The sequence below is a fragment of the Actinacidiphila sp. bgisy160 genome (assembly GCF_057707815.1).
Map to the genome: position 1 here is coordinate 1 of NZ_JBYIQW010000082.1, position 26,280 is coordinate 26,280.

General features: G+C 70.2%; 23 protein-coding genes and 4 pseudogenes. 16 read left to right on the forward strand and 11 right to left on the reverse strand.

Features of this window, described 5'->3' with window-relative positions; translation table 11 throughout:
- Window positions 1–98: pseudogene (locus AC3EUJ_RS35015) on the reverse strand (ATP-binding protein); the annotation flags it as partial.
- A gap of 148 nt (window positions 99–246) precedes the next feature.
- Between AC3EUJ_RS35015 and AC3EUJ_RS35020 the strand changes: the two are divergent.
- From AC3EUJ_RS35020 to AC3EUJ_RS35030, 3 genes are all read left to right on the forward strand, one after another.
- Window positions 247–1,311 carry a tyrosine-type recombinase/integrase gene (locus AC3EUJ_RS35020; protein ID WP_431968696.1) on the forward strand — a complete coding sequence of 355 codons (1,065 nt, stop codon included), beginning with the start codon at window positions 247–249 and terminating at the stop codon, window positions 1,309–1,311.
- A complete protein-coding gene (locus tag AC3EUJ_RS35025; protein ID WP_328541437.1) occupies window positions 1,308–1,622 on the forward strand; it encodes a helix-turn-helix domain-containing protein in 315 nt (104 codons plus the stop codon). Before AC3EUJ_RS35020 ends, AC3EUJ_RS35025 begins: the two co-directional genes overlap by 4 nt.
- Before the next feature lie 270 nt (window positions 1,623–1,892).
- A complete protein-coding gene (locus AC3EUJ_RS35030; RefSeq protein ID WP_431968700.1) occupies window positions 1,893–3,272 on the forward strand; it encodes a tyrosine-type recombinase/integrase in 1,380 nt (459 codons plus the stop codon).
- Between the two features lie 7 nt (window positions 3,273–3,279).
- Here the strand turns inward: AC3EUJ_RS35030 and AC3EUJ_RS35035 are convergent, their stop codons facing one another.
- The 3 genes and pseudogenes from AC3EUJ_RS35035 to AC3EUJ_RS35045 all read right to left on the reverse strand — a co-directional run bounded on the left by AC3EUJ_RS35035 (window position 3,280) and on the right by AC3EUJ_RS35045 (window position 4,722).
- On the reverse strand, window positions 3,280–3,675 hold the full coding sequence (locus tag AC3EUJ_RS35035) for a hypothetical protein (protein ID WP_431968701.1): 396 nt from the start codon (window positions 3,673–3,675) through the stop codon (window positions 3,280–3,282).
- Between the two features lie 85 nt (window positions 3,676–3,760).
- Window positions 3,761–3,979 (reverse strand): annotated as a pseudogene (locus AC3EUJ_RS35040) (ATP-binding protein); the annotation flags it as partial.
- Window positions 3,922–4,722 (reverse strand): IS110 family transposase, encoded by an 801-nt coding sequence (locus AC3EUJ_RS35045; protein WP_431968703.1) that lies wholly within the window; start codon window positions 4,720–4,722, stop codon window positions 3,922–3,924. The pseudogene AC3EUJ_RS35040 and the gene AC3EUJ_RS35045, both read right to left, overlap by 58 nt.
- 77 nt (window positions 4,723–4,799) lie before the next feature.
- On the opposite strand from AC3EUJ_RS35045, the pseudogene AC3EUJ_RS35050 reads away from it, so the two are divergent.
- The 4 genes and pseudogenes from AC3EUJ_RS35050 to AC3EUJ_RS35065 form a co-directional block, all read left to right on the forward strand.
- Window positions 4,800–4,895 (forward strand): annotated as a pseudogene (locus tag AC3EUJ_RS35050) (hypothetical protein); the annotation flags it as partial.
- Window positions 4,896–4,931: 36 nt separating this feature from the next.
- Complete coding sequence (locus AC3EUJ_RS35055; protein WP_431968705.1) at window positions 4,932–5,153, forward strand: hypothetical protein; 222 nt, start codon at window positions 4,932–4,934, stop codon at window positions 5,151–5,153.
- 190 nt (window positions 5,154–5,343) lie between these two features.
- The gene (locus AC3EUJ_RS35060; RefSeq protein WP_431968707.1) at window positions 5,344–5,712 is read left to right on the forward strand and encodes a hypothetical protein; all 369 of its coding nucleotides are present in this window, start codon (window positions 5,344–5,346) and stop codon (window positions 5,710–5,712) included.
- 27 nt (window positions 5,713–5,739) lie between these two features.
- Window positions 5,740–6,099 (forward strand): hypothetical protein, encoded by a 360-nt coding sequence (locus tag AC3EUJ_RS35065; RefSeq protein WP_431968709.1) that lies wholly within the window; start codon window positions 5,740–5,742, stop codon window positions 6,097–6,099.
- A gap of 1,384 nt (window positions 6,100–7,483) precedes the next feature.
- On the opposite strand, the gene AC3EUJ_RS35070 is transcribed toward AC3EUJ_RS35065, so the two are convergent.
- The gene (locus AC3EUJ_RS35070; protein WP_431968713.1) at window positions 7,484–8,080 is read right to left on the reverse strand and encodes a TetR/AcrR family transcriptional regulator; all 597 of its coding nucleotides are present in this window, start codon (window positions 8,078–8,080) and stop codon (window positions 7,484–7,486) included.
- A 91-nt stretch (window positions 8,081–8,171) separates the two neighbouring features.
- Between AC3EUJ_RS35070 and AC3EUJ_RS35075 the strand changes: the two genes are divergently transcribed.
- The 3 genes from AC3EUJ_RS35075 (at window position 8,172) to AC3EUJ_RS35085 (ending at window position 11,231) form a co-directional block, all read left to right on the forward strand.
- Window positions 8,172–8,924, forward strand: coding sequence for a glucose 1-dehydrogenase (locus AC3EUJ_RS35075; protein ID WP_431968715.1), 753 nt, complete (start codon window positions 8,172–8,174; stop codon window positions 8,922–8,924).
- A gap of 315 nt (window positions 8,925–9,239) precedes the next feature.
- Window positions 9,240–9,635 (forward strand): isochorismatase family protein, encoded by a 396-nt coding sequence (locus AC3EUJ_RS35080; protein ID WP_431968717.1) that lies wholly within the window; start codon window positions 9,240–9,242, stop codon window positions 9,633–9,635.
- 105 nt (window positions 9,636–9,740) lie between these two features.
- Window positions 9,741–11,231 (forward strand): FAD-dependent monooxygenase, encoded by a 1,491-nt coding sequence (locus tag AC3EUJ_RS35085; protein ID WP_431968719.1) that lies wholly within the window; start codon window positions 9,741–9,743, stop codon window positions 11,229–11,231.
- An 18-nt stretch (window positions 11,232–11,249) separates the two neighbouring features.
- On the opposite strand, the pseudogene AC3EUJ_RS35090 reads toward AC3EUJ_RS35085, so the two are convergent.
- A pseudogene (locus AC3EUJ_RS35090) lies at window positions 11,250–12,073 on the reverse strand (IS5 family transposase).
- Between the two features lie 451 nt (window positions 12,074–12,524).
- Here AC3EUJ_RS35090 and AC3EUJ_RS35095 point away from each other — a divergent pair.
- The 6 genes from AC3EUJ_RS35095 to AC3EUJ_RS35120 all read left to right on the forward strand — a co-directional run bounded on the left by AC3EUJ_RS35095 (window position 12,525) and on the right by AC3EUJ_RS35120 (window position 17,738).
- Window positions 12,525–13,604 carry an MBL fold metallo-hydrolase gene (locus AC3EUJ_RS35095; RefSeq protein WP_431968721.1) on the forward strand — a complete coding sequence of 360 codons (1,080 nt, stop codon included), beginning with the start codon at window positions 12,525–12,527 and terminating at the stop codon, window positions 13,602–13,604.
- A gap of 93 nt (window positions 13,605–13,697) precedes the next feature.
- Window positions 13,698–14,507: an alpha/beta hydrolase gene (locus AC3EUJ_RS35100; protein ID WP_431968723.1), complete on the forward strand. Its 810-nt coding sequence runs from the start codon at window positions 13,698–13,700 to the stop codon at window positions 14,505–14,507.
- Entirely contained in the window at window positions 14,504–15,310 is an 807-nt protein-coding gene (locus tag AC3EUJ_RS35105) for an SDR family NAD(P)-dependent oxidoreductase (protein WP_431968725.1), read from the forward strand. The genes AC3EUJ_RS35100 and AC3EUJ_RS35105 overlap by 4 nt, the downstream gene beginning before the upstream one ends.
- 35 nt (window positions 15,311–15,345) lie before the next feature.
- Window positions 15,346–16,368, forward strand: a complete 1,023-nt coding sequence (locus AC3EUJ_RS35110; RefSeq protein ID WP_431968727.1) for an alpha/beta fold hydrolase — start codon at window positions 15,346–15,348, stop codon at window positions 16,366–16,368.
- Window positions 16,365–16,841: a cupin domain-containing protein gene (locus tag AC3EUJ_RS35115; protein ID WP_431968729.1), complete on the forward strand. Its 477-nt coding sequence runs from the start codon at window positions 16,365–16,367 to the stop codon at window positions 16,839–16,841. Before AC3EUJ_RS35110 ends, AC3EUJ_RS35115 begins: the two co-directional genes overlap by 4 nt.
- A 39-nt stretch (window positions 16,842–16,880) precedes the next feature.
- Window positions 16,881–17,738: an alpha/beta fold hydrolase gene (locus AC3EUJ_RS35120; protein ID WP_431968731.1), complete on the forward strand. Its 858-nt coding sequence runs from the start codon at window positions 16,881–16,883 to the stop codon at window positions 17,736–17,738.
- A 74-nt stretch (window positions 17,739–17,812) separates the two neighbouring features.
- Here AC3EUJ_RS35120 and AC3EUJ_RS35125 read toward each other — a convergent pair whose 3' ends face one another.
- From AC3EUJ_RS35125 to AC3EUJ_RS35145, 5 genes are all read right to left on the reverse strand, one after another.
- Window positions 17,813–20,593, reverse strand: coding sequence for an AAA family ATPase (locus AC3EUJ_RS35125; RefSeq protein ID WP_431968733.1), 2,781 nt, complete (start codon window positions 20,591–20,593; stop codon window positions 17,813–17,815).
- An 88-nt stretch (window positions 20,594–20,681) separates the two neighbouring features.
- Window positions 20,682–23,462, reverse strand: coding sequence for a helix-turn-helix transcriptional regulator (locus tag AC3EUJ_RS35130; RefSeq protein ID WP_431968735.1), 2,781 nt, complete (start codon window positions 23,460–23,462; stop codon window positions 20,682–20,684).
- Window positions 23,463–23,685: 223 nt separating this feature from the next.
- A complete protein-coding gene (locus tag AC3EUJ_RS35135; RefSeq protein ID WP_488180997.1) occupies window positions 23,686–25,035 on the reverse strand; it encodes a tetratricopeptide repeat protein in 1,350 nt (449 codons plus the stop codon).
- Window positions 25,022–25,297: a hypothetical protein gene (locus tag AC3EUJ_RS35140; RefSeq protein ID WP_431968739.1), complete on the reverse strand. Its 276-nt coding sequence runs from the start codon at window positions 25,295–25,297 to the stop codon at window positions 25,022–25,024. The genes AC3EUJ_RS35135 and AC3EUJ_RS35140 overlap by 14 nt, the downstream gene beginning before the upstream one ends.
- A 91-nt stretch (window positions 25,298–25,388) precedes the next feature.
- The gene (locus AC3EUJ_RS35145; RefSeq protein WP_431968741.1) at window positions 25,389–26,210 is read right to left on the reverse strand and encodes an alpha/beta fold hydrolase; all 822 of its coding nucleotides are present in this window, start codon (window positions 26,208–26,210) and stop codon (window positions 25,389–25,391) included.
- Between the last annotated feature and the right edge of the window lie 70 nt (window positions 26,211–26,280).

Here is a 26,280-nt window from a genome sequence, read left to right on the forward strand (position 1 = left end):
TAGCTGGGGCCGTTGATAGAGATCACTTCGCAGTGGTGCAGGAGACGGTCGAGGATGGCGGTGGCGAGGACTTCGTCTCCGAAGACCTGGCCCCATTCATCTGGGGCTGGCACTTGTTCGTTCCCGGGAATCTGTGCTGCCACCGGCCCGTATCCATCTCCTGGGGTTCTCGTTGGTTCTCTTGGTGGAACTCGGATTCTCCAGGTGCCACCTTGACCGTTCAGGCGCGAGGAAGGTGTGCTGCCGGTGACCGGGAAGAGACTGCAGGTCATAGCCGGAGGGGCGGTTCCGCAGGAGCCGTTGAGTACGGACCCCTGGCAGTTCCAGACGATGTGCGTCGACGCGTTCGTCGCCTCGTGGCGGGCCCGCGGGTTCAGCCCGGTGACCATCGACAACGACATCGGCCTGCTGGAGCGGACGCTCAAGGCCCTGGGCCGGCCCGCGTGGGAGGTGACCCCGGAGGACATCGACCGGGTCGTCGGCGACCTCGCCGTCCAGGGCCGCAAGACATCGACCCGCCGCGAGTACGTGCAGATCTTCAAGGGTTTCCACCGGTTCCTCCAGGCCCGTAAGGCTGTGGACATCGAGGCCGCCTTCGGCGTCCGGCTGGTCTGCCCCATCGACGAGTTCAACGCCTCGCGGCATGTCGGTGATGACTCGCCGGCCCTGGTGCCGCCGCCGACCCCGGAACGGGTCGGGGAGTTCTTCGACTTCATGAAGCAGCGGATCGCGACCGCGCGGAAGTACGGCCCGGCCGCCCGGGACTATGCGATGTTTCGGACGCTGTATCACGCCGGGCTCCGCTCGGAAGAGGCTTCCCTGCTGGAGCGGCATGATCTGCACTTCACCCGTGGGCCGTTCGGCAAGCTCCATGTCCGCTTCGGCAAGGGCGCCCACACTTCCGGTCCCAGGCCGCGCTGGGTGCCAATGCTTGACGGCCTCGACCTGGTCCTGCGCTGGTTCCTGGAGGACGTGCGGCCCAAGTTCCCCAATTCACCGGTGCTGTTCGCGGACGAGTCCGGCGGCAGTCTCCACCGGGAGACGATCCGCAACCGGCTGCGTTATCTCATGCAACTCGAAGGCCGTCCTGCAGCCGAGTGGTTCAGCCCGCATGCCCTGCGCCGAGCGTGCGCGACCCACAACTACGAACGTGGCGTCGACCTGGTGGCGATCCAGCAGTTGCTCGGTCACTGGACGGTCAGCTCGACCATGAGATACGTCCGGCCCTCGGCCACCTTCATCGAGGACGCCTATCAGCGGGCGGTCGCCAGCACGCTCGCCGAACTGGCCGGGAAGGAGTCCACGGAATGAAGATCCAATGGCGTCTGCGGATGGCCGCTGCTCAGCGCGAGGTCTGGACCGGCACCGAACTGCGGCGGCTGCTGGCCGAGAAAGCTGGCCTGGAGCTGTCCTCGGCGTCGGTGTCCGCGCTGTTCACCAAGGAGCCTTCCCAGGTGAAGATGACGACCCTGGCGGCGTTGTGCACGGCGCTGGAGTGCACTCCCAACGACTTGATTGAGGTCGACACCACGCCGGTCGAACGGCCCGTTGTCCCACCCCGTCCGGTCGCCGAACTCCCTCGGGCCGCCTCCGCGCGCGGCCGGTCGATGCCACCCATGTGAGCGGCGGCCGATGTGGGGAAGAAGCAGCGGGATTGTGACACGTGTGGTGCCCCGGTCGGGTTCCTCGACCGCGAGCTCTGCTGCCGGTGTTGGCGCCGGATGCAGGAAAAGGCCGCGCGATCAACGTGTCCGTCCTGCGGTCTGGAGAGAGTGCTGCAGCAGGAAACCGGCCGGTGTGTCCTGTGCTCGCGTGTCTGTGAACAGTGCGACCATCCGGTGCGGGCGGCGGGCAGTCGGCTGTGCCGTGATTGCCGGAACAAGGCCCGGCGAATGGCAGCCCAGCAGCCGTGTCCGCGCTGCGGCCAGCTTGGCTATCTGCGTGAGTCGACCGGCTGGTGCGGGTCGTGCTCACGGCCCCCGCCGGCGAAGAAGCCGCCGCAGGTCTGCCGCGAGTGCGGGCAGTTGCGGCGCCATGCCGGACTCGGCCTGTGCTCGGCGTGCTGGCAGAAGCATCCCGGCCGTCCGTTCATCCGCGGCGATCACCTGCGGGAACAACTCGCTGAACCGCCGTGGTGGCTGGATGACTTCGTGGCTCACGTCGCGAGGCGGCACTGTGTCTCGCGGGCCTGCGGTTTTGTCACCGACCTGGGGCGGCTCCTGAGGGATGAACACTCCAATTCTCCACAGGCCCTGCTGGAGCGATCCCGCAGACCGGGCAGGTCGATGGGATCCTTCGCCCGCGCGTTGGAGGACTTCTTCACGCGTCACGGCCTAGCGCTGCCCACCGACCAGAGCGAACGCCTCGCGGCGGGCCGCCGTCGCAGGCGTCTCGATGCTGTGCCTGATCCTCTGCGGCAGGCCGTGACGGCCTTCGACGCCTCGCGGATGCGGGCCCAGGAGAGAGCCCGCCGGGCCGGCACCCGGCCCCGCAGCAACCACACCCTGGAGACAGCCCTGGCCATCCTGCGTGATCTTGCTCTCTTCCTCATCGCCGAACGAGCCAAGGACGGCTGGGAATTGGTCGACGTGCACGACATCGAGGCGTTCTTGAACACGCTACCCAGAGCGCGCAAGCGACGGCTGACCGTACTGCGACAGTTCTTCCGTTTCGCCCGTGCCCAGCATCTGGTGCTGGTCGACCCGACGCGCGGACTGACCGGGGACGAAGCCCGGGGATTCCGAGGCGTGACGCTCACCCTTGAACAGCAGCGCGGCCTCTTCCGGCGCTGGACCACGGACGACACCGTGCACCCCCACGAGGCCCTGGTCGGCATGCTCGCTCTGCTGCATGGCGCCTCCAGCTCCGAGACCCGCCTGCTGCAGATCGATGACGTCGACGAGACCACCCAGAGGCTCCGCCTTGGCAAACGGCCCCATCCCGTGCCGATGGACCCGGCGTCCTGGACAGTCCTGCAACGCTGCCTGGCCCACCGCGAAAGCTGGCGAACCGACAACCCGCATGTCATGGTCACCAAAGGAACGAAGGCCGGGCGGAGCCCGGCCTCAACTGCCTATCTCTCACACGCCCTTGACGACTGCGGATTCCCACCCCGGATGATCCGCAGCACCCGCCTGCTCGACCTGGTGAACAGCATGGACCCCAAGCTCGTCGCCGCGGCCTTCGGCATGGACCCACAGGCCACCTTGATCTATCTGTCCGATCGCATCGACGAGAGCCGCTTGTCGCAGTGGGAGATGGACAGAACCTGATCCCTGGTCAGAGTGCGTAGGGATAGAGACTGACCTTGTTGTGCTCGATGAAGAGCTCGACCCACGTATTGGCGACATCTTCGGGCAGCGGATGAGCAAGGTCCAGCAGGATATTCGTGCCGTCGAAGTCCAGCAGGGCGGCACCGTCCTCCGTGGGGCTCAGCTTTCCCCGCAGAACTACGCAGTGCCCGCCAGTTCGGAGCCCAGGACCGGTGCCAACAGCCGGCTTGGCGTTCTGTCCCCAAACAATGTCCTCGTCGATCGTCCACTCGACGGGGTACTCGCCGGGCTCCGCGGCACGATCCCCGCACCATCCGACTGCGGCGTGGCCGAACGAAGTCCGGACATCTGCAAGCCAAGGACTTCCGGGAAACTCTGCGACCTTCACCAGTTCGATCAGCACCGCTCGATCATGCAGCATCCGCGTTGCTGCCGGAACCCGTGAAGTTTCGGCGCTGCCTGGCACGGGTTCGCCGGAACATGTGCGCTTTGCTGAAGGTCTTGTTCGAAGTCAGGATGATGGAGCCCTTCTCGTAACGCTTGGAGATGACCTGGAAGACCAGGTTCGCCTCGGCTCGTTCGAGTGGCTGGTAGCCGACTTCGTCGACCACCAGGACGCTGGGCCGCAGGTAGGTGCCGAGCTTGTTCGTCAGACGGCCGGTAGCCTCGGCGGTTTTGAGGTTGCGGACCATGTCGTCGAGGCTGGTGTCCGTACGCAGGTGGGGACGTTCATGTGTACGCCGACACCCGCAGCCGCGATGACCTGTGCTGCTTTCGGGCGGAGCATCCGCCTGCCGTGGGCCGCCGCATGCTTGACGAGACCGGTGGAATCGAGGCAGGCGATGCGGGCCGGGTCGGGCAGCGTGGCCAGGAGCATGCGCAGGGTCGGAGACTCCAGGCCGGTGGTGAAGCAGCCGGTCAGGCCAGGGAAGGCGGTGTCCGCCAGAGAGTGGATCTGGCTGCCCAGCACCTTCGCGGCCTGCAATTTCCTCCTCCGGTGAGCCACCCAGGCCCGCTGTTCGGCCATCGCCGCCTCGTCCGCGCGTAGCGGCCACCCCTGACCGCGGGTGAGCAACTCGACCATGGCCATGCAGTCGCGCAGGTCGGTCTTGATCCGGGCCTGGCCCATCTGCCCGCGGGCTAGCTTGACGTGATACGGATTGAGTTCGACGACGTCGACACCACTTTCCCGCAGCCGGGCGGCCAGTGCCCGGTGATAGTGGCCAGCGGCTTCGATGCCGACCCTCACACGGACTGCGCCGCTGTGGCGGACCGCCGACCGGATGGCCAGCTCGAGGGCCTCGGCCCCCGGCAGGGTCAAGGCGAAGTCGACCGGCTCGCCGATGATCTGCCCGCTGTGATCAGCGATCAAGCCCACTGCGCTGAGCTTGCCCACATCCACGGCGACGACCAGGCACCGTCCCGGCGGAAGGTCACGCACTCGCGTCATGTACTCGGCCTGCGCCCGGCCGCCGACAAAACCGCACCGTCGGCCACCTGGCCTCCTGGGCCTGAGTCTGCCCCGGCCACCACGAATCCGCCGGCAAGCACAGGTCCGGCCGAAGACGCCACGGCAACCGCTGGCTGGGCGCCGCCCTGGGCACCGCCGCCAGGGCCGCCTCCCGCACCCGCGACCGCACCTACCTCGGCGCCCGCTACATGCGCCTGGTCCCCCGCCTGGGCAAGAAGAAAGCCCTGGTCGCCCTCGAACACTCGATGCTGACCGCCGTCTGGCACATGCTCACCGACGACACCGCCTTCTACGACCTCGGCGGCGACTACTACGCCAAACACGACCCCGAACGCGCCCTCCGCAGAATCACCCGGCAGGCCAACGCCCTCGGCCTGACCGTCCGCTTCGAACCCATCGAGGCCGCCTGAACGCACCTACCCGCCAGGGTTCCGACGTTAATTTTCGGACCAGACCCAAAAGCCTCGGGTGAGACTCCCTCCCGAGGAAGCCCGACGCCCTCCGCCTTCTTGCTATTGACGCCTTGTGCGGTACATGGCAACGTTCCGACGCACGTGACTTGAATCACAGACGACTCGAACATTCACGAGGGGGATCACCTTGAGAAAGACCATCCCAGTCCTGGGTGTCGCCGGTGCCATGATCGCCGGCATGCTGACTCTCGCGACGCCCGCAGCGGCCCACACGATGAGGGCCTATGTCTATACGTATGCCGGTTTTGTGGTGGCCGCGGAGGCCGCGGTCTATGACGGCCACGAGCATGGGTATGTCTGCGACAGGGATGCGGACGGTCTGGGCGTCTACGGTCGCTTCAAGCTCAACGACGGCAAGATCTACGACGTTGCCGATTCCGATGGTGCTGGTGGCACCTGCCCCGGGTTCACCGCGCCGACCGGTAAGTACATCACCGCGTTCGAAGCAGTCTTGCGGAGCGATCCACCGCGCGGTTCCGGCTGGAAGACGCCCTGAAGACGACCCTTCACGAGGGAGATCACGTTGAGAAGAACCACCTCATTCCTTACCGTCGCCGCTGCCTCGGCAGCCTGCGTGCTCGCCGTTGCGACGCCTGCGGCGGCCCACTACGGCTCCGCCTTTGTCAAGGCCGCGGACGGAACGATGCTCGGGTCGATCTGGGTGTCGTACGACCACAAGACGGGGTCGGTATGCGACGAGGAACCGGACGGTGTAGGGGTCTACGGCCGCTTCAAGGTCACCGGCGGCAAGATCTACGACGTTGCCGACGGTGATGGGGCCGGCGGCAGCTGTTATGGGTTCACCGCGCCGACCGGCACTGTAATCACTCAGATCGAAGTTGTCTGGCGGGGCGGGCGCACTTCCGGCTGGCAAAGCGCCTGACGGCGACTGCCGAACGGCCAGGTGCGCAGGCGCCTGGCCGTTCGCGCGTGACCACAGACCTTGACGGTTCGAGTTGTCAAAAGGGGCGTCCTTTGGGCTCGCTGCGCTCGCGCAATAACCGCCGTTTGGGCTGGAACGGTCTCCGCGCCTTGACGGACTGCGAGTCCACGATCACCCGGACCGGAAGGGACGCCGCCGTCGCCGCGGCCGCAACCGCCGGCAGAGCTGGTCAGCGCGAAGCCATCTCTCTGAATGAGGTCAACTTCCGGGTGGTCGCAAGCCGCTGATCCAGGTAGGCCGGGAGGGTTCACCGCCAGGAGCGAGTTGCTGAGCGCCCGGTGCCGGCTTGCGCCAGCTCCAGCATCGGCCTTGCCACACCCGCTGCCTGCGACAGGCGGCGTCTCCAGCTGTCGCGGGTCAGGTAGTGGCGGTGGCACCACAGCAGCCCGCTCACGGCAGCCGTCGCGGCCAGCGACTTATTCGCGGCGAGGACCGCCAGGCGCCCTGACGGTCTCTGCGCCGGTCGGACTGGCTCTGTTCGCAGTTGCGGCTCCCACCATCACGATCCAGATCCGCCGGTGAATCCCGGATGGCCGCAGTCCGAGGACTGCGGCCATCCGGGCCGTTCCCCTACCCGCGCAGGCGCAGAGCGCGCCTGGTTCGCCACCGCGGCCCAGGCCGCCGCCGAATCCGGCGACGACCAGCTTCACGCATGGGTTCTGAGCCAGGAGACCACGGTGCCGCTCAACTACAGCGCCCCCAAAGCGGCGGCGGCACATCCTAGGACTGGCCTGCCGATGACGAGACGGTGCCGCTGCGCTCCCCGCTCCGCTACCAGTCGGCCACGGCCCGCACGACCACGGCGTCCGCAGTACGCGCGTACTCCCACGAGTGCAGGTGGTACGCCTCCTTGGGCTCATCGAGCTGGTGATGCGACCGCAGCGCACAGACGAGCAGCTCGCCTTCTGACCGGCTCGCTCTTGCTCACCCCGGCGGAGGTCATCTTGTCGATGACCTCGCCCATGGCGGCGATGTGGGCTGCGATCCTCGGGGCGTTGGCACCGGGTAGCCTCGGCACGGCGGCCAGGGCGTCGGTGTCGGCCGTGCGGATCGCGTCCATCGTGATGAAGTGCCGGGCGATCGGGAGGCCTGTCTGGTCTGCGAACCGCCATTCCGATCCGCCCGGCTCCGAGACTCACGGGCTCTGCGGGCCGCCACGGTTCGATGTCGTCCGCCCCGACCGGTCCGGCTCCCGCGCCGAGGTCCTCATCGCGGTGTCGCGGTTCCGGCGAGGGGCGCGGCGGGCCGCAAGGTGACGGTCGGCGAGTGGTTCTTCTGCTGCGACCGCGTCACCGTGACCGGACCGGGCGGTCGCCGGAGGCCGTCAGTTCGCGGGGCGGGGCAGTACGGCGAGGGCGGTGCGGGCGATGCCGGTCAGCGTCTCTTCGTCGGCTCCGGCCTTGCCCAGTGCTTCGATGCCGCGCAGTACGGCCAGGACCAGCGCGGCCAGCTGTCCGGGATCCGCGTCCGCGTCGAGGTCGCCGTTGCGCTGGCAGGCAGTGATGTCATGCTCCAGCAGGGTGCGCAGTGCTTCGACGGCCGTGTGCGCTCGCTCGGCCACGGTCTTGTCGTGTTCGGCCAGCTCGGCGGTGCCCTTGGCCAGCAGGCATCCGCGCTGGGCGGTGTCTGCGGCGGTGGCTGCGGCCACCGCGTGGATGTGGGCCGACAGCCGCGCGTATGCGTTCTTGTCGTCGCCGCGCAGCTGCTGGGCGGTGGCGTCGACGATTGCGCTGCAGTAGTCGTCGAACACGCGGTGGAAGAGGTTCTGCTTACCGCCGAACGCGCCATACAGGCTGCCCTTGCCGAGGCCTGTGGCCGCGGCGATGTCGTCCATGCGAGTGGCGGCGTACCCGCCCGCCCAGAACTGCTCCCGGGCGGTGTCCAGTACCTGCTGCTCGTCGAATTTCCGTGGCCGTGCCATGGGGGTGAGCATAGCGCTTTCTTGACTCGTTCGTCCACAACAGGTAACGTTATGGACGAGCTAGTCAATAACTATCGAGGAGTGGCACGTCATGACGGAAGTACTCGCAGGCAAAGTGGCAGTGGTCACCGGGGCGAACAGCGGCATCGGACTGGCCGCAGCGCGGCGTTTCGCTGACGAGGGCGCCCACGTGATCATCACCGGTCGGCGTCAGGACGCGCTGGACGCGGCCGCCAACGAGATCGGCCACAGCGTCACCGCTGTCCGCGGAGACATAGCGAATCCGGCCGACCTTGACCGGCTCTACGCGGTCGTGGCCGAGCGGGGCCTGCGCATTGACGTGCTTTTCGCGAATGCGGGCGGCGGGGAATTCGCGACTCTGGAGGAGGTGACGGAGCAGCACTTCGACGACACGTTCGACATCAACGTCCGGGGGACGCTCTTCACCGTGCAGAAGGCGTTGCCGCTCCTCAATGACGGCGCCTCGGTGATCCTGACCGGTTCCACCGCCGCGACCACCGGCGGAGAGGCGTTCGGCGTCTATGCCGCGTCGAAGGCCGCCGTCCGCTCCTTCTCGCGCACCTGGGCCAACGAGCTCCGCGGCCGTGGCATCCGTGTCAACACCCTGGTGCCCGGACCGATCAAGACCCCGGGAATCACCGGCCTGGCCCCCAACGAGGAAGAGGCCAAGTCGCTCCGCGCGTTCTTCGCGCAGCAGGTTCCCCTCGGCCGGATGGGCGAGCCCGCCGAGGCTGCTGCGGCAGCGCTCTTCCTCGCGTCCGACCAGAGCAGTTTTGTCACAGGGTCCGAGCTCTACGTCGACGGTGGACTGAATCAGGTCTGAGTGGTTCTCCCTCCTGGGGCGGTGCTCGGTGGGGTCGCAGAGATGCCCAGCTGTGTCTGTGGTGCAGCCGGGGCCGTCACCAGGGGGTTGACGGCGCGCCGATTCGGTGCTTCTTGGGTAGCGTGAATGAGTCGACGTGCACCATCCGGTCGTATTCCCCGAGGGAATCAGCCGCCGCGGGAATCCGTCCGCCGCGGGTTCACCCGGATTTCCCGGTGAGCGAGGGAAGGATCCGCGCCGTGGCTTTCATCACGACCGCAGACGGAACCAAGATCTTCAAAGGACTGGGGGCCGGGGCAGCCGATCGTGTTCCTCGTGGAAGCACATCTCCGGTGTCCACCACGAGATGTTTTCCCACCCCGAGCTGTCGCCTCAACACGGCGAAATCTGATCACTCCGCACAAGAACATCGACGTCCTGGCCAACACGGACCTGGAGGTCCAGCTCCGCCAGCACAACACGGAATACATCGCCATCGCCGGCATGGTGGGGACGACGTGCGTGGAGTCGACCGCCCGCAGCTGCATGGAACACAGCTTCCACATGACCACGTTCACCGATGCGACCGTGGCAGTCGGGGGGCCGGGACGCCTACGACGCGATGATTCTTCGGTATCCGTTCATCTCACATGCGACGCTCACGGTCGACGAACTCCTCACCGCCACGCGCGCACCGGCGGCCTGAGGGCCCTTACCGGGAGCACGCGGTGAGGACCGTCGAATCGCGCGCTCGACCGACCGACCTCGCCTCATCCGTCAAGACCGCCGAGGCGGCCCTACACCCGAATTCCATGTCGATCGATGCGGAGGACGCACATGCGCCCTGAGGAAGGCGTGCTGATCGTGGGGGCCGGCCCCGCGGGACTGATGCTCGCGGGCGATCTGGCCGAGGCAGGGATCGCCTGCACCATGGTGGAGCGCCGCGAAGGGGAGTCCCAGCTCACCCGGGCGTTCGCCGTGCACGCCCGGACGATGGAGCAACTCGACGCCCGCGGGATCGCCGACGACTTGCTCAAGACCGGACTACGCAATCCGGTCCTGCAGTTCTTGCAGATCGACCTCTCACGGCTGCCGACCCGCTACCCGCACGTCCTGGTGACCCCGCAGTACAACACCGAGCGTCTGCTCCGCTCCCGCGCTCTCACCCACGGAGTGGACATCAAGAGCGGCTACGAGGCGACCGGTCTGCGGCAGGACTCCAAGGGCGTCGACGTCGAGGTACGCGCCCCGGACGGCACGGTGCAGACCCTGCGTGCCGCCTACGTGGTGGGCGCTGACGGCCGCAACAGCAAGGTGCGTGAGTCCCTCGGCCTCCCCTTTCCCGGCCGGTCCGCGGTTCGTTCAATGATGCTTGCAGACGTACGCCTGGCCGAGCCACCGAGAAAACCTCCCACCGTCGGGGCGGTGGGAGACGCCTTCGCCATCGTCGTGCCCTTCGGCGACGGCTGGTTCCGCGTCATGGCCTGGAACCGTCACCACGACATGCCTGACACCACGGCCGTCGATCTCGACGAGATCCGCGCAGTCGCCCAGCGGGCCCTCGGGAACGACTTCGGCATGCGGGACGCACGCTGGCTCTCCCGGTTCCACAGCGATGAACGCCAGTGCCCCCGTTACCGCGTCGGCAGGGTCTTCCTCGTCGGCGACGCCGCGCACGTACACTCACCCGCCGGCGGGATGGGCCTCAACACCAGCATCCAGGATTCGGTCAACCTCAGCTGGAAACTGGCGGCTGTCCTGCACGGCCGGGCTCCGGACGCTCTGCTCGACACGTACGAGGCCGAGCGGCATCCGGTGGGCCATCGGGTACTTCGGATGAGCGGCGCACTTCTGCGTGGGGTACTGACGACGCCAAAGGCGATGTGCGGATTCCGCGACCTCTTCGCCCGCACGGTGCTGCGCATCCGGCCCGTAGCCCAGCGGGCCGCCCGGGCGATTTCCGGACTCGACATCGCCTACGCCGCTCCGAGTGGCGCACCCCCGCTTGCCGGCAAGCGCGTTCCCGACCTGCCACTGACCGACGGGAAGCGGCTGTACGAGGCTCTGCGCACCCGGCGCTTCGTGCTCGTCACCGCCGCGGATGCGCCGCTCCCCACCGCGGTGACTGAAGGCTGGGCCGACGAGGTCGAGTTCGTGTCCGTGCCAGGCCTGACAAGAAGGGCCCTGCTGGTCAGGCCGGACGCGTACATCGCGTGGACCACCTCGGAGGAACATCCGCAACGCCGGGCCGAGGACGCCCGACAGGCCCTGACGGACTGGTGTGGTGCAGGCGCTACCGCCCATCAAGGCACCTCTACCTCCAGATAGGACCGACCGGCAAATGGATCACTTGAGGCGTCGGGTGGTGGGCCGGCCGTCCCAGCGATAGCGGCTCGTCGAACGTCGGATGAGCATGCGGAGCGTGACGAATGCGGCGGCGAGGTAGAGGGAGAAGTCCACGGCGCTGCCGTCCTGCTCGGTGCAGCGCCGCAGCTTGCCGTAGCCGTTCATCTCACGCGCGCGAACGCTCGACCACCCACCGTTTGCCGGCCCGGATCGGTGCGGGCACGCCCTTGCGGGCGATCTCGCCGGTGAAGCCGGACTCGGCGAGCAGGGCTCGGGTCTTGGCGCTGTCGTAGCCGCGGTCGAGGTTGACGTGCTCTAGGAGTGCTCCCACCTGGGCTTTCGCTGCTTCAAGGGTGGGGCCAAGGAGCGGTGAGTCGTGCCGGTTGGCGCTCGCGGAGACGATCCTCAGCGGGACCCCGGCCGCATCCGAGGCCACCGATCGCTTCAGTCCCTGCTTGCCCCGGTCGACCGGGGAGCGTCCGGCTTTCTCGCCGCCGAGGGAGCTTTCGTGATGCAGCCGTCCACGGAGATCTCGGCCAGTCCGAGGCCGATCATCTGGTCGTACACCTGGCACGCCAGCGCGTGGACCTGCTCTGATATGCCCATCTGCGACAAAGTTCGACGCGGCGTCGGATCGTACGGTCCGAGCAGCCCGGGCTGGCGATCCGCTCATATCCGGTGCCGTGGACCAGGGCGTGCACAATGTGCTCGAAGACGATCCGGTCCGGGACCCGGCGACGGTGACAGCCCAGCGGGTGGGTCGGCGCATACTCATCCCGCGCGGGCAGCAGGGCGGCGAAGTGGTCCCACAGGGGTTCGAGCAGGGTGGCACAGCAGGCACGGGCCCTCCAGTGATCATTGAGCGTAGAGAACTCCGTGATCACCAGGCCCGTGCCTGTCTCGTACCCACAGCGTCCAGCCGCCAGGCAGCCCACCATTCGCCGGTCGGTCTTATCGAGCGAGACCTGTCATGACCGCCGAACCGATCCACCTCGACCGCGACCAGGCTGCTTCCCGCAACGGCTGACCCACCAGCGCAACCGCGCCTACCCCAACGTGCAGACCTGCCGCCCGCCAACGGCCGGGCATTCCGCCAGGCCGGGCGGCGGTCGGACCTCTCATCAGCGTCGATCCCCAGGCCGTGCCGATCGGCCGGGCCGTTCCGGGACAGGGGTCTTTCCCCGATGCGAACGGACCGGGCCCGGTGGTGTCCTGCATGTCGTGCCCGTGATCGCGGGGACTCCGCTGACATCGATGTGCACTGAAAGGCCGGTCATGAGGACGACATTCTGGGACGCCGCGGCGAACCGCCGGTCCCTGCTGCGCACGGCGGCCGCGCTGCCCACGGCCGCCGCTCTGGTCGGCGGGGCCCTGGGCGGCACGGCCGCCGCCGCGGCCGGCACCCCCGGGCTTCCTGATTTCGCGCCCGTCCCGCCCTCCGCGACCGGGCCGAAACTCAACGACGCGGGTTACTTCGTGGGCCGGATCCACGGACACCTCTACTGGGTGACCGACGGCTTCTACCAGGTGATGTTCCTCAGCACCCGGGAAGGCGTCGTCCTGGTCGACGCCCCTCCGACCATCGGCCACAACCTGCTGCGGGCGATCGCGGAGGTGACAGGGGCCAACGGCCGTCCGGCAAAGGTGACCCACCTCGTCCACTCGCACTCGCACGCCGACCACGTGGGCGCCTCGTCGATCTTCGGCAAGGACGTCGTCCGCATCGGACATGCCGAGTGCCGGCGCCTGCTGCTGCGCGCCGCCGACCCGAACCGCCCGGCGCCGACCGTCACCTTCGAGAACCGCTACACGCTGCACGTCGGCGGTGAGCGGCTGGAGTTGGCCTACCACGGCCCCAACCACTCCCCGGACAACATCTTCATCCACGCGCCCGAGCACGGGACGCTGATGGTCGTCGACATCCTGTATCCGGGCTGGGTGCCGTTCAAGAACCTGGCGGTCTCCCAGGACATCCCTGCCTGGCTGCGGGCGCAGGACATCGCCATGGGGTACCCGTGGCGGACCCTGGTCGGCGGCCACCTCGGCCGGCTCGGCGTGCGCGCGGACGGCGACCTCCAGCGCGCGTACATGGCCGACCTCGAAGCCTCCACCCGGGCAGCCATGAACCTGGACCCCACGCCCTACTTCGACAAGTACGGCCCCCAGGGCAACTCGTGGGCGGTCTTCAAGACCTATCTCGACGCGGTGGCGGCGCAGGCCGCCGCACCGGTCGCCGCGAAGTACACCGGGCTCCTCGCGGCCGCGGACGTGTTCACGCTCGACAACGCGGCGGCCCTGGTCGAGTCCTTCCGCATCGACGCCGGGACGCTGGGCCCGTTCGGCACCCGCCCCTGACGCCGGCTCCTGTCCTCCGCTCCCGATCCTCCGCCCGGTCCCCACCGGACCCGCTCACCCATCGATTCCGCTCGCGAGAAAGGCCCGACGGCCATGACCAGTCCCACACCCGTCCTCTTCATCCACGGCCTGTGGCTGCACAGCACGTCCTGGCAGCCATGGATCGGCCTGTTCAGCGACGAGGGCTACGCCCCGTCCGCGCCCGGATGGCCCGGCGACCCCGACACCGTGGAGGAGGCGCGGCAGAACCCCGAGAGCATCGCCGACCACGGCATCGACGACGTCGTCGAGCACTACGCGTCCATCATCCGCGGTATGGGCACGCTGCCCATCCTCATCGGCCACTCCTTCGGCGGCATGATCGCGCAGAAGCTGCTCGGCCAGGACCTGGCCGCCGCCGCGGTGGCGATCGACGCGGCGCAGATCAAGGGGGTCCTGCCGCTGCCGCTGTCGGCGCTGCGGTCGACGCTGCCGGTGTTCAAGAACCCGGCGAACAAGCACCGCGCGGTGTCCCTGACCGCGGAGCAGTTCCGCTTCGCGTTCGGTAACGCCGTGAGCGAGGAGGAGTCGGACGCCCTGTTCGCGCAGTGGACCATGCCCGCGCCGGGCAAGCCGCTGTTCGAGGCCGCCGCGGCGAACTTCAACCCGCATTCACCGGCCAAGGTCGACACCGAGAACTCCGGGCGCGGCCCGCTGCTGCTGATGTCCGGCGGCAAGGACCACACCGTCCCGGAGACCGTCACCCGCGCGACACTCAAGCAGTACCGGCACTCCGAGGCGGTCACCGACTTCATGAACTTCCCCGACCGCGGGCACTCGCTCACCATCGACAGCGGCTGGCGCGAGGTCGCGGACGAGGCGCTGGCCTGGCTGCGACTCCAGGGCCTGGAGGCGTCGCGGTGACCGCTGCTTCGCACGACCTCGGCCTCGAGGGGCAGCGGGCGGTGGTCACGGGCGCCGGCCGGGGCATCGGCCTGGCGATCACGCAGGGCCTGCTCAGGGCCGGGGCCCGGGTCGTCGCCGGGACCAGGAAACGCACGGAGGAACTCGACGACCTGATCGAGCAGGGAGCGGAACTCACCGTCTTCGAGGTCGACCTCGCCACTCCCGACGGCCCGGGCGCGCTCGTCGCCGCCGCGGTGGAACGGCACGACGGGCTCGATGTCCTGGTGAACAACGTCGGCGCGGTGCGGCCACGGGTCGAGGGCTTCCTGGCCATGACCGACGCCGACTGGGACTGGACGTTCACGGTCAACCTCATGGCCGCGGTGCGCACCACCCGCAGCGCGCTGCCGCATCTCGTCGACACCGGGGACGGCCGGATCGTCACCGTCTCCTCGGTCAACGCCCGGCTTCCCGATCCGCTGGTCATCGACTACAGCGCCGCCAAGGCCGCCCTGTCCAACTTCTGCAAGGCGCTGTCGAAGCAGGTGGGTCCGCAGGGCGTGCGGGTCAACTCGGTGAGCCCGGGGCCGGTCGAGACCGAGCTGTGGCGGGGCGCGGACGGGGTGGCCGCGACCGTCGGCGCGAGCCTGGGCCTGGATCCGCACGCCGTCGCCGACACCGCCGCGGCCGCGGCGGTCACCGGCCGGTTCACCCTGCCCTCCGAAGTGGCCGACCTGGTCGTGTTCCTGGCCGGCCGGCGGTCGGGCAACGTCACCGGCGCCGACTTCCTCATCGACGGCGGCATGACCGACACCCTCTGATCGCGGAGGGAACCACTACCGATCCTGGAGCCCGAGTGAGATTCCACCTGCCCGGAAACCCGCGCCGAAACCGCCGCCTGCTCGGCACGGCCCTCGCCCTGGCCGTCGCCCTAGGGGTGACCACGTTCACCACGAACGCGGCCCCCGCGTCGGCCTCGTCCGCCGGCGAGCGGCTGCCCGCGGGGTTCAGCGAGCACAAGACCCGCGTCGCCGGTATCGGCCTGCATTACGTCATCGGCGGCCACGGGCCGACGTTGCTGCTCCTCCACGGCTACCCGCAGACCTGGTACGAGTGGCACGGCATCATGCCCGCCCTCGCCGCGCACTACACGGTGATCGCCCCCGATCTGCCCGGCGCCGGGCAGAGCGACGCCCCGCCCTCCGGCTACGACAAGAAGACGATGGCCGCCGAGCTGCACGCGCTGCTGGTGTCGCTCGGCAGGGGCGGTGACGTGCGGATCGTCGGCCACGACATCGGCACGATGGTCGCCTACTCCTACGCCGCGCAGTACCCGGCGACGGTGAAGAAGCTGGTCCTCAGCGAGGCGCCGATCCCGGACGAGGGCATCTACTCCATCCCCTCGCTGACCGAACACGGGCCCGGAGTCTGGAACTTCGGGTTCTTCAACCTGACCGACGGCCTGCCCGAGAACATGATCAAGGGCCGGGAGGTCGCCTGGACCGCCGGCTTCATCGGCGGGTTCGAGGGCGTCCGGGGAGCGGTGAGCCCGGCCGACATCCGGGTGTTCGCGCACTACCTGCGCGACACCGCCCACCTCAAGGCGAGCCTCGCCTGGTTCCGGGTGTTCCCCCAGGACATCCGCGACAACGAGGAGTTCGTGAAGACCCCGCTGCGGATGCCCGTGCTCGCCATCGGCGCCTCCGGCAGCCTCGGCGACGCCGAGGGCGAACAGGCCGAGAAGTACGCCTCCGACGTCACCGGGGTGACCATCGCGCACTCCGGCCACTGGATCTACGAAGAACACCCCGAGGAACTGACCGCCATGCTGCTCGGCTTCCTGGGCCGTCCCGCCTCGCCTCTGGAGAAGCGATCGTGATCAAGGATTTCCCCGGCTTCGATGCCACACCCGACGCCGAGCCGTTCTGGTTCCTCGGCGGGCAGGCCAGGATCCTGCTCCCGGGCCGGGCGACCGGCGACGCGATGAGCGTGATGGAGTTCTCCGACCCGATAGGTCACGCGCCGCCGCACCACGTGCACGAGAACGAGGAAGAACTCTGGTTCGTGCTGGACGGCGAGGTGTCCTTCTTTGTCGGCGACAAGCGCCACGACCTGATCCCCGGGCAGGTCGCCTTCGGCCCGCGCGGCGTGCCGCACAGCTACCTGGTCCGTTCCGAGGGCGCGCGGCTCGCCGTCGTCTTCAGCCCGGCCGGCATCGAGGAGTGGTTCAGGGCCAACGGTGTCCCGGTGACCGACGCCAGGGACATTCCGCCGGCCTTCGACCTGGCGTCGATCGTGGGCTCGGCCGAGGCCTTCAAGCTGCGCGTCACCGGGCCGCCGCCCACGCTGTGACTCCTCATCAGGTATGGATATCGAGAAGGGAAGTCCGACATGAGGTTCACCCTGCCGGTGCCGTCCGGCCGAGCCCTCCTGCGACGCAGGAGCATGCTGATCCCCGCGCTGGTGGCCGCGGCCCTGCTCGCCGTCCCGGCGAGTTCCGAGGCCGTGCCGCGCTTGTCCGCCCCCGCGCCCGCCGCCGCGCACACGGCCGAGCCAACGGTCGTCCTGGTGCACGGCGCCTTCGCCGACTCCTCCAGCTGGAACGGGGTCGTGACCCGGCTGGAGCGCGAGGGCTACCCCGTCCTCGGCGTGGCGAACCCGCTGCGCGACCTGGCCGGTGACGCGGCCTACGTCTCCAGCGTCCTCGACACCATCCCCGGGCCGGTCGTCCTGGTCGGGCACTCCTACGGAGGTGCGGTCATCACCGATGCCGCCGCGGGCCACGCCAACGTCAAGGCCCTGGTCTACATCGCCGCGTTCGCACCCGACCAGGGCGAGAGCGCCCTGGGGATCACCCATGAGTACCCGGGCAGCCGGCTGCCGTCGTCCCTGGTGGTGCGGCCGTTGCCCGGCGGCGGCCAGGACGCCTACATCGACCCCGCCGCCTTCCAGCAGGTCTTCGCGGCGGACGTGCCGGCCCGCGAGACCCGGCTGATGGCGGCCGCGCAGCGCCCGGTGGCCGTGGGTGCGCTGGCCGCGCCCAGCAGCGCACCGGCCTGGCGGACCATTCCGTCGTGGTACCTGGTCGCCGGAGCCGACCAGGCCATCCCGCCGGCCGCCGAGCGGGCCATGGCGCAGCGTGCCCACTCCCGCACCGTGACGGTACGGGGTGCCTCGCACGCCGTGCCGGTCTCCCACCCGGGAGCCGTCGCGGACCTCGTCGAGGCGGCCGCCCGGGCCACCACCTGACCGACCGGCACCGGTAGGCACCGCAACGGCGGGACCGTGCGGCACCGCGCGGACCCGCCGCCGGGCGGCGGGCGTCAACCCGCCGAGGGCGGCCGCGGCGAGGGCTGATCGCCGTGGCGGGTCAGTGCGGCGGCCAGCTGGCCCCGGGAGGCGACGCCGAGCTTGGGGAAGATGCGGTACAGGTGCGAGCTGACCGTACGGTGCGACAGGAACAGCCGCTGTCCTATCTCGCGGTTGGACAGTCCCCGCGCCGCCAGTTCGGCGATCTGGGTCTCCTGCGGCGACAGCAGTTCACGGGGGTTCGACGTGGGCTGCCACCCGCGCTCGCCCGTCGCGCGCAGCTCCTGGTCGGCGAGGTTCGCCCAGGTGCGGGCACCGACGGCGTCGAACGCCGACCGTGCCGCCCGCAGCGGTCCGCGCGACTCCAGGACACGTCGCTGCCGGCGCAGCCACGAGCCGTACGCCAGGTCGATCCGGGCACGATGCCAGGGCAGTTGGGAAGCCGCCCCGTCCATGGCGGCCCGGAACAGCGGCTCGGCCGACGCGCGGTCGGCCAGCACCGCTCTCGCGTACTCCAGGGCGATGGCCGCCCCCGTGGGAGGGGAGTCGCCCACGAGCCGTTCGATGGAGGCCAGCGCGGTTCTCGCCTGGGCCCGCCGATCGGTGCGGACGGCGGCGTCGGCCAGGTAGCCGAGCGCCCACACCTGCTGCATCCGCTGGAACGCGGGGTCGGCGGGCTCGAACACGCGGTGGAGCTCGCCGTACGCCTGCTCGTGCCGGTTCGCGCCCAGCTCTGCGGTGCCGCGGGCCAGCTGCACGCCGGCCAGCAGGGACGACGCGGCGTTCGGCGTGCGCAGCGCGGCGTGCTCGGCCTCCGCGAGCAGTTGGTGGCGGGTGTCCCAGCCCTCGCGTACCGCGTCGATCAGCGCCACGGCGATGCGCGCGGTCGCGGCCCACAGCGACTGGCCCGTCTCGTCGGCGAGCCGCATGGCCTCGTCGGCCGAGCGCGCCGGGTCGAAGACCCCGAGGTAGACCTCGGCCCAGGCCCGGATCGCGAGCGCCTCGGCGAGCAGACTCATGCGGCCCTGGGCGCGGAGTTCCCGGACGGGGGTGGACAGGAAGCCGACGGCCTGCCGGAAATCGCCCGTGCAGAACGCGGCGATGCCCAGCAGGCCGGCGAGTTCCGGTTGCCCGTCGGCGTCCGCCGGCCATCGGGCGAGCTGCTCGATCACCATCGGCGTCCGCTCGTGGAATCCGCACAGCGCGTGCAGGGCCAGCAGCCGCGGGTCGTGGGCCGGCAGGTTCACCTGCTCCGCGGCCCGGACGATCTCGTGCCGCACCGTCGGACCGGGATCGCGCCACCACACTCTCCGGGCCGCACCCACCAGCAGCTGCATGGCGAGGTCGACGTCCTGTTCGCCGGTGGCGTGCTCGGCCAGGCCCACCAGGTGGCGCACTTCAGCGGGTTCACCCGTGGAGCCGTCGTGGAAGACGCCTTCGAGCCACGCGAGCCGCGACTGGTCGCGGTGCCGGAGCGTCATCCCCGCGACCTGGGCCTTGATCTGCTCGACGTGGCTGAACCGGCCCAGTTGGAAGCCGAGTTCGGCGGCGCCGAGCAGACGTGCGGCCTGCGACCGCGGGTCCGGGCTCAGGGCGGCCGCCCGTTCCAGCCACGCGGCGGCCGAGGCGATCGCACCGCGGCGCTGGGCGTTCCCGGCGGCGTGCTCCAGCTCGGCCGCGATCCGTTCGTCACGGCCCGACACCGAGGAGGCCCGGTGCCACACCGCGCGGTCCGGATGACCGGTCAGGACGCGCGCGAGCGCCGCGTGGGCCTCCCGGCGTGCGGCCGCCGTCATGCCCTGCCGGAGGGCCGAGCCGACCAGCGGGTGGGCGATGCGGTACCGCTCGCCGGTCACGGTCAGGAGCCCGTGCTCGAAGGCCGGTTGCGCCGCGCCGAGGTCGACCGGCGAACCGTGGAGGATGCCCGCGGCGGCGAGGACGTCGTCGAGGTCGTCGCCGTCGTCCACCGCCGCGACGGTCAGGACGGCGCGGACGGCCGGGTCGAGGTGCTCGGCACGCGTGGCGAACGCCCGCTCCAGGCGGGTGGTCATGGGCAGGTCCTCGTCGAACTCGGTCCACGCGTACCGTCCCGACTCCAGCGCGCCGGCGAACTCGACCAGGGCGAGCGGGTTGCCGCGGGCCTGCCGCAGCACGCGCTCCCGCACGGCTGCCGGCAGATGCGGCGCCCGTGCGTCCAGCAGTTCGGCCGACGCGGCGTCGTCGATGCCGTCCAGTGCCGTCCACTCGATCGTGTGGGGGTCCGCGAACGGCAGGGCCTCGGGCCGCGACGTGCACAGCACGACCACCCGCTCACCGGCCATCCGGCGGCAGACGAAGCCCAGTACGTCGGTCGACGGCTGGTCCAGCCAGTGCAGGTCGTCGAGGCAGACCAGGACGGGGCCGTCCCCCGCCGCGTCGACGAGCAGTTCCAGAACCGCCAAGGCGGTGAAGAACGGCTGCACCTCGATGGAGTCGCTCATGGCGAAGCTGACGAGGAGGGCGTCGCGCTGGGGGGCGGGCAGCCGGTCGAGGCGTGGGAGCAGGGGACGCAGCAGTTGATGGAGGCCGGCGAAGGGGAGGTGCGTCTCGGACTGGCTGCCCCGCGCGGTGAGCACCGTGAACCCGGCGGATCGCGCGTGCTCCACGACCTCCGCCTGCAGCGCGCTCTTGCCCACCCCGGGCTCCCCGAACAGCCCGACCGCCCGGCCTCCGGAATCGACCGCGTCCAAGTGCCCGAACAAGGAGCGTAGTTCGTTGTCGCGCCCGACGAGACGCCGGTCGTTGGTAGTGCTCACGAGAATCGATCATGCGGTCGGCGGCGCCGCATGTCCACCCGCGCCGGATCGCGGCGCGGCCGCTCGGCGGGCCGGGGCCGCGTGGGGATCAGCCGGTCGTCGGCCCGCCGAGTGCGGCGGCGATCCGCCGGCGCGAGGTGATGCCGAGCTTGCGGAACACCTTGTTCAGATGGAACTCGACCGTCGAGGTCGTGATGAACAGCCGGGAGGCGATCTCAGCGTTGGTCAGTCCCGAGGCGGCCAGCAGCGCCACGTGCCGTTCCTGGGGCGTGAGATCGGACCTGGTCTCCGGAACGCGCCGACGCGCCTTCTCCCCGGTCGCGAGCAGCTCGATCCGGGCGCGCTCGGCGAACAGGGTCGCGCCCCAGGCGTCGAAGGACTCGTACGCGGCCCGCAGGTGCTCCCTGGCCTCGGCCCGGCGCTTGCGCCGCCGGAGCCACTCGCCGAACAGCAGCCGCGACCGGGCGTGTTCCGCGGCCAGCGGGACGTTGCCCAGGAGGTCGATCGACTCCCGGTACCACGTCTCGGCGTCGGCGCCCTCCTCGGTCAGGGCCCGGCAGCGGGCCAGGAGCCCCAGTGCCCACGGCGTTCCGGCCAGCCGCGCGCGGTGTTCGAGCCGCTGGAGCGCCAGAGCCGCCGTGCGCCGGTCGCCCGCGCGGACGGCGGCCTCGACGAGGAGCGGCAGCATGAGATTGCCCTCCGACGGGACGTCCTCCTCGTAGGCGGGCAGTGCGTGGCGCAGCGCCTCGTCGTAGCACGCCATGCCCAGTGCGAGAATGCACCGGGCGTGGAGCGCCAGCTGGCGCAGCATGCCGAGTCCGTACGCCGCGGCGACGGCGTCCATCGCCGCGGTGACGGCGCGCACCTCGCTCTCCTTGCCCATCCACGCGTACAGCAGGGCCTTGTTGAGGTCGCCCTGAGTCGCCAGGCCGATGGCCGCGGCGTAGTCGTCGGCCTCGGCGAGGAGTGCGTCGGCCGTGGTCAGCCGCCCGTTCCAGATCTCGGTGTAGGCCTGGACCGTCAGGGACAGGCTGAGGCTGTACAGCGCTCCCTGGGTGCGGTTCTCGGCGGCGAGCCGGCCGGCGATCCCGGCGTACGCCTCGATGTCCCACACGTCGCCCGCCACGAGGCCCACGACGATGCTGAGCGGGCTGGCCATGTCGTGGAGTTCAGCCGACGCGCGGAGTTTCGCCAGGGCCTCACGGATCACCGGGACGCTGCTCTCGTAGCCGTAGGTGGTACGGAGGGCCAGGCCCTCGATCAGCCGGTCGGGGCTCCAGGCCGGGGCGTCCTGGTCGTGGGGGGCGCTGATCACGACCTTGGCCACCTCGGCCAAGGTCGTGCGGTGCATGGTGTGCTGGGCGATGACGGCGGCGTGCATGGCCTCGTAGAGCAGCTCCCGGGTCATGCGGGGATCCGCGTCGCCGAGTTCGGCCACGGCGTCGAGCATCATGGCGGGGACGCGGTCGTTGTGGGTCTCGAAGAGCTCTGCCGAGGCCCGTATCCGCAGCGCACGAGCGCGGGCGGCGGGCCGGTCGAGGGCGGGGAGGGCCAGGTCGAGCAGGGGGTGCACGGCGGCGTGGTCGCCGGAGGCCAGATGGGCCTGGGCCGCGCCGAGGTAGCGCTCGGCGCGGATGGCCGGCTCGGTGGTGAGTTCGGCCGCCCTGGACAGGAAGAGCGCCTGAGCGGAATAGCCGCCCCTGGCCCGGGCCCGGTCCGACGCGGCCTCCAGGTCCGCGGCCGCCGCGTCGTCGGTGCCGAGGACCGCCTCGGCACGGTGCCAGGCCCGCCGGTCGGGGACGCGGGCCGGGTCGCTGGCCGCTTCGAGGGCGGCGTGGATCCGCCGCCGGTCGTCCCCGGAGGCCGCCGCGTAGACCGAGGACCGGATCAGCGGATGCCGGAACCCGGCGCCGGGCCCGTGCTCCAGCACGCCGGCCCCGACGGCGGCGGTCGCGGCACTGGCCGGCAGGCCCAGCGCGCCCGCCGCGTGCCGGACCACCGCCATGTCGTCGGTCGGCGCCGCCGCCATGAGGAGGAGAAGCGTCCGGGTGTCCGGCGGCAGCGCCGCCACGCACTGCCGGAAGTGCTCCTCCAGCAGCCTGCTCACCGGCAGCGGCTCGGGCAGCGGTGCGACCCCGGCCAACTGCTCGGCGCCCAGGTGCGCGGCCAGTTCGACGAGGGCCAGCGGATTGCCCCCGGTGCCGGTCACGATCCGGTCCGCAACGGCCGGGTCCAGGTGCCCGGCGACGGCACGGACCAGCACCTCCCGGGCGTCGGTGTCGGGCAGCCCGCCGACCCGCAGCGAGGGCAGGGCGTCGAACAGCCCCCGGTCGCCGAGGCCGTCCCTGGCCGCGAAGATCAGGCCCAGGGAGTCGGCGTGAAGGCGCCGGGCGACGAAGGCCAGTGTCGCGGACGACTCGGGGTCGAGCCAGTGGACGTCGTCGATCAGGCACAGCATCGGCAGCTCCGACGCCGCGTCGGACAGCAGGGTCAAGGTCGCCAGCCCGACGAGGTGCCGGTCCGGGTGGGCTGCGTCGGTCAGGCCGAACGCGCCGTTCAGGGCGGCCTGTTGCCGGGTGGGAAGCCGGTCGGCGCGGTGGAGGTGCGGCCGCAGGAGCCGGTGCAGCGCGCCGTAGCCGAGGGGCCTTTCGGCCTCGACGCCCACCAGCCGGGTGACCGCGACGCCGGTGGCCTCGGCCGCCGCGTGGTCCAGCAGCCGCGTCTTGCCGATCCCGGCCTCACCCACCAGCACCAGGACGCCGCTGAGTCCCTCCCGTACCGCTTCGAGCAGCCGTCCGATCGCCTCGCGTTCGGCGGGGCGGCCGACCATCGCCCGCCCCGTCGCCGAACGAGCACCGTGCCACGCCATGGGAATCCCCTGTCATCGAGCTCCTGACGTGAGAAAACACTAGGAGCGCGAAGGCGACGCAATCGACCGTCACATGACGGTGTTTGTGCGCACGTCCCGCGGCCGGACGCGGCAAGGACCCCGGCAGGTGGCCGGCCGCGACGCGGCCGACCTTCGCACCTGTCGCACCCGCGCGGCCTTCCCGACCGGCAAGACCTTCCCCATCTGGAACCAGTTCCGTGCCTCAGAACGGGGGATCGTGGTGCCAGGGGCTGCCCGTCAGCTCGGGCAGCCGGGGGTTACGTCGTTGGAGAAGGGCCAGGGCGTCCTCGACCCGGCCGAGGTCAATGAGACAGCCGGCCAGGTCATGCCTATTCCCGGGCGAATGCTGTTCGAGCACGGCGACAGCCTCCTCGGTGCGTCCGACTCCGGCGAGCAGCTCAGCGATGTGCGGCGCCGCGTACGAGGTGGCGCCCTCGGGGTGGGAGCGGGCCTGTGCGATCGCTTCGTCGACGCCGTCGCGGGCGGCGAGCAGCGGCAGCCGCATCCAGTACAGGTCCCATTCCTCCTCTCCCCCGCGGGCAGCGGCAAGCGCGTCGAGATACGCCAGGCCGTCCTCGGGACGCTCCTGGTCCAGGCACAGGTCGCACAAAGCATGGAGGATCCAGTCGTCCCCGCTGTGGGCGTCGGCCTGGACGCGCATCACGTCGATCGCTTCGTTGCCCCGACCGTGCCGGGCCAGGAGCCGCGCGAACTCGAAAGCCGAGTCGGGGTCACGGGTCACGGATCCATCGGCCTGCCGGTATGCCGAGATCGCCCCCTCCACGTCGCCGCGCTCCTCCAGCACTCTCGCAAGCTGTTGTACGGCGTGCCCCGAGTTTTCAGAGGCCGCAGCGGCCCGCAGTTCACCGAGCCGGCCCTGCCGCGCCAGTAGCGCAGTCAGTTGTTCACGGTGGCTGAGCAGCGTGGTGCTGCCGGTGCGCAACAGGGCAATCGCCTCGTCGGTGCGACCCTGGCGCTCGCGAATCGTGGCGATCAGCCCGTTCAGAGTGTCACGGTCGAGGCCCCGGCAACACCACGGAAAGTCGGAACACTCGTGCCCGGTCAGGGCGGCGAGCAGCGCGGCGGCCTCCTCGTCGAGGCCGGCAGCGCCAGCGACGTCCACCATAGCCACGGCGAGGGAAAGCTCGCTGAGGTGCGGGCGCAGCAGGGTGAACGCTTCCTCCGCGCGGCCGTGCCGGGCAAGCAGCCGCGTGTAGAACTCCAGCGCCATCGGATGCCCAGCCTCCATACGGACCCGGGTGATCTCGATCGCCTCCTCAACACGGCCCCAGCCCTCCAGCAACTCGGCCACCGCCACGACGGCCGTCCACCAGCCGGTTGCCCGATACGGGGCGAGCACCTCCAACGCCTCGGACTGCCGGCCCTGCTCACCCAGCAACCGTGCCCACGCCAGGGCGCAGAACCACTCCCCTCGCCCCGCCTGCTGCTCCACCACGGCAACGTGGCCGCGTTCGAGCAGTCGCGAGACGAGCTCTGGCGGGATGCAGCCGGATCGCGTCCGGGCCTTGTGGTCGAGATCAGTAGCGTCCACGGCCACGCACCATAGCGCTCGCCACTGACACGAAAAGTTCAGAGTGGGTGAGGTCAGAGCGCGCTGAGATGGGTTCGAAGCGGAGGGTTAGGCCGAGGCTGTTGGCTTCCTTGACCATGCGGCGCATGGCTCGTTCGGGGTTGCGCTTGGTGAAGTAGTCGGCGCCCGGCCGCCCCGTCAGCCACGACGCCGAGCTGTGCAAGGACCGCAACACCGTCGAGCGGTGCATCAACCGGCTGCGCAACTGGCGCGGGATCGCCACCCGCTACGACAAGACTCCCGAGAGCCACCTGGCCGGACTCCACTTGTGCGGCACGATGCTGTGGCTACGCAGCATCGCCGGACCTGCATGACTAGTGACCTCGTTCCCGGCCGAGGAAGCACGACAGGAGTCGCCTGAAGTCGTGCGGGTGCTCGAGCGCCGGCACGTGCCCGCATCGGCCGAGCACGTGCAGACGGACATCGGCCAGGTGTTCGAGCAGGGGCAGGGCTGCCGTCCCGAGCGGGGTGACTCGGTCCTCGGCGCCGTGGACGAGCAGCACGGGCGCGCGGACCCCTGCCAGCGTTTGCGCCGAGAGGGTGAGCTCGTCGGCCCAACGTGCCCTAGGTGGAGGGAACAACGACGCGAATGCGGCCGCCCCCGCTCGCATCGCAGCTGCACGGGCAGCGACGGCCGACTCGGTCACGAGCGCTTGGTCGAGGACGAGGCGACTCAACATGTCTCGTGCCCCGAGCGGGCCGGCGGGGGCGGCCCAGACCGCGTCGAGCTCGGCGGACAGCGGCGCCCCGGGGGCGCCCATCGTCGAGACCGCCACGACACGGGTGACCTGCTGGGGACGCGCGGCCGCCAACGCCAGCGCCACGGCACCGCCCATGGAGTGGCCCACCACGGCGTAGTGCTCGACACCGAGAGCATCCATCAGGCCCGCGGCCTGCTCCGTCCACAGCCGGAGCCCACCCCTGGAGCCCGCCGCGATTGGTGTACGGCCGAACCCCGCCTGGTCAGGAGCCACCAGGTGCCAGGACGTGCCCAGCGCCTGTGCCGTCGTTGCCCAGGCGCCGGATCCGGTCGTACCGGGTCCGGAGCCGTGCAGCATCAGCACCGCGGGCCCGGTGCCGCTCTCCATGACGTGGACGGGGGAGCCGTCGACTGTGATGGTCCGAAGTGCCGTCACTGAGACAGGCCAGGTGTGGTCATGCCGATGCGGAGTTGATGGACTTCGAGAAGAGCTCCATCATCGCCCC

Excerpts from the sequence above, each read along its gene's own strand:
- AC3EUJ_RS35075 (WP_431968715.1), top strand. The coding sequence starts at position 8,172 with ATGACGGAAGTACTCGCAGGCAAAGTGGCAGTGGTCACCGGGGCGAAC.
- AC3EUJ_RS35025 (WP_328541437.1), top strand. The coding sequence starts at position 1,308 with ATGAAGATCCAATGGCGTCTGCGGATGGCCGCTGCTCAGCGCGAGGTC.
- AC3EUJ_RS35070 (WP_431968713.1), bottom strand. The coding sequence starts at position 8,080 with ATGGCACGGCCACGGAAATTCGACGAGCAGCAGGTACTGGACACCGCC.
- AC3EUJ_RS35055 (WP_431968705.1), top strand. The coding sequence starts at position 4,932 with ATGCGCCTGGTCCCCCGCCTGGGCAAGAAGAAAGCCCTGGTCGCCCTC.
- AC3EUJ_RS35120 (WP_431968731.1), top strand. The coding sequence starts at position 16,881 with ATGAGGTTCACCCTGCCGGTGCCGTCCGGCCGAGCCCTCCTGCGACGC.
- AC3EUJ_RS35095 (WP_431968721.1), top strand. The coding sequence starts at position 12,525 with ATGAGGACGACATTCTGGGACGCCGCGGCGAACCGCCGGTCCCTGCTG.
- AC3EUJ_RS35030 (WP_431968700.1), top strand. The coding sequence starts at position 1,893 with ATGGCAGCCCAGCAGCCGTGTCCGCGCTGCGGCCAGCTTGGCTATCTG.
- AC3EUJ_RS35085 (WP_431968719.1), top strand. The coding sequence starts at position 9,741 with ATGCGCCCTGAGGAAGGCGTGCTGATCGTGGGGGCCGGCCCCGCGGGA.
- AC3EUJ_RS35130 (WP_431968735.1), bottom strand. The coding sequence starts at position 23,462 with ATGGCGTGGCACGGTGCTCGTTCGGCGACGGGGCGGGCGATGGTCGGC.
- AC3EUJ_RS35045 (WP_431968703.1), bottom strand. The coding sequence starts at position 4,722 with ATGACGCGAGTGCGTGACCTTCCGCCGGGACGGTGCCTGGTCGTCGCC.
- AC3EUJ_RS35100 (WP_431968723.1), top strand. The coding sequence starts at position 13,698 with ATGACCAGTCCCACACCCGTCCTCTTCATCCACGGCCTGTGGCTGCAC.